Origin of the sequence: Anaerotruncus sp. G3(2012) (assembly GCF_000403395.2) — a bacterium.
Classification (GTDB): Bacteria; Bacillota; Clostridia; order Oscillospirales; family Ruminococcaceae; genus Anaerotruncus.
Map to the genome: position 1 here is coordinate 1 of NZ_KE159672.1, position 1319 is coordinate 1319.

Consider the following 1319-nt stretch of genomic DNA (forward strand, 5'->3'; position numbering starts at 1 on the left):
TTCTCAACGCAGATGGTATCATTCAGCCGCCGGACCGCGCGGGTGCTGCCCCAGAAGTTTCGGAATTTCCGGTCACAGTTCACATTGACTGCGTTCCAGATGATGTGGTTATGGATATGGGATTTGTCGATATGGGTGCAGACCACAAAGGCGTGATTTCCCTTGGTGAACCGCTTTGCAAACTCCACGCCCAGCCGGTTGGCTTCTTCCGGGGTGATCTCACCGGGGACAAAGGACTGCCGGACATGGTAGGCCAGCACATCGTCCGCGCCCCGTACCCGTCCAGTGGTGGAAATGTACTCACGTTTTGCCAGCAGAAACTCGGCGTCGGCTACTCGGCTGTCACACGCAAAGCCGGTGACGAGCCTGCCGTTGTCTGTCTTTTGTGGGTTGGCTACATAGTCGATAATGTCACTGACCGCCTGGCTTTCGGTGCGGCCTTTGCCGGTGTGCAGCGGCATGATGCGTGTGGTTGCCATGATGGAATCCTCCCTCCATAACAAAACGGTCTGCATACGCAGACCGCTTGTTTCTTTTTATTCAACATTTTTATATCGGATTATCCTGTTTCATGCCAAAAGTAAATCACCCAAAGCTATCTGGCGTTTCCTTTTTCCCACTTCTCCAAACGGGATTGACACAGTGCGGTAATTTCGTTTTTATCTTCCTCCGTCACATTCCTGCGTCCCTTTGTCCGCTGGATTTCCAGATAGCTTTCATAATCGGAAAGCAGAAGGTCAAAAAGCTCCTTTGGGGTACGGCAGACCATGCCGCTGCAATAGCCGGGTAATTCCCCTGTCCCATGAAACTCCACCCGGATATACCCATACCGGCTTTTGCAGACTTCCATTTCTGTATCCAATGCCAGATAGTCCCCAAAAATGTCTATCACCTGTTCAAATGACATCATAGCAGTCCACTCCTTTCGTAAAACCCTGTTCTGCCGCTATTATCCATGATTCCGGCACATCCGGCAAGTTTACCGTCAAAAAGAAAAAGCGGAGGAAGGCGCGGCGAAGAACGCCGTTCCTCCCTCCGCAGATGGGGTAAACTCTCCGGTCAGGAGAGCTTAGAAAGCTGGGCCAGTATCTTCTGCACACCGTCCCAAAGCTGTTCCTGCCGCTGGGATATATCCTCCAGGTCAGCGTCATAAACCCGCCCGGTTTCATGCACTTTACGGGTCAGCTGGTTCAGGTTGTTGCTGGAATAGCGCATCAGGGACACCAGCTCCTTCAGCTCCGGCAAATCCAGCTTTACCACATACCCGTCCAGCGCCATTTTCCGCAGGTAGGCTTCCCGGTTGACGGTTCCAAGCTGGG

The 1319-nt window shown here is 52.7% G+C and carries 3 protein-coding genes; all 3 read right to left on the reverse strand.

From position 1 onward, the window contains the following. Positions 1 to 479, reverse strand: a 479-nt coding sequence (locus C814_RS13790; RefSeq protein WP_016318081.1) for a relaxase/mobilization nuclease domain-containing protein, incomplete at its 3' end; no start/stop codon positions are given. A 116-nt stretch (positions 480 to 595) separates the two neighbouring features. After that, positions 596 to 910, reverse strand: a complete 315-nt coding sequence (locus C814_RS13795; protein ID WP_016318082.1) for a hypothetical protein — start codon at positions 908 to 910, stop codon at positions 596 to 598. A 149-nt stretch (positions 911 to 1059) separates the two neighbouring features. Continuing rightward, on the reverse strand, positions 1060 to 1319 hold a 260-nt coding region (gene mobC, locus C814_RS13800; protein WP_016318083.1), incomplete at its 5' end, for a plasmid mobilization relaxosome protein MobC.

Coding starts and splice junctions, on each gene's coding strand:
- C814_RS13795 (WP_016318082.1), bottom strand. CDS start 910: ATGATGTCATTTGAACAGGTGATAGACATTTTTGGGGACTATCTGGCA.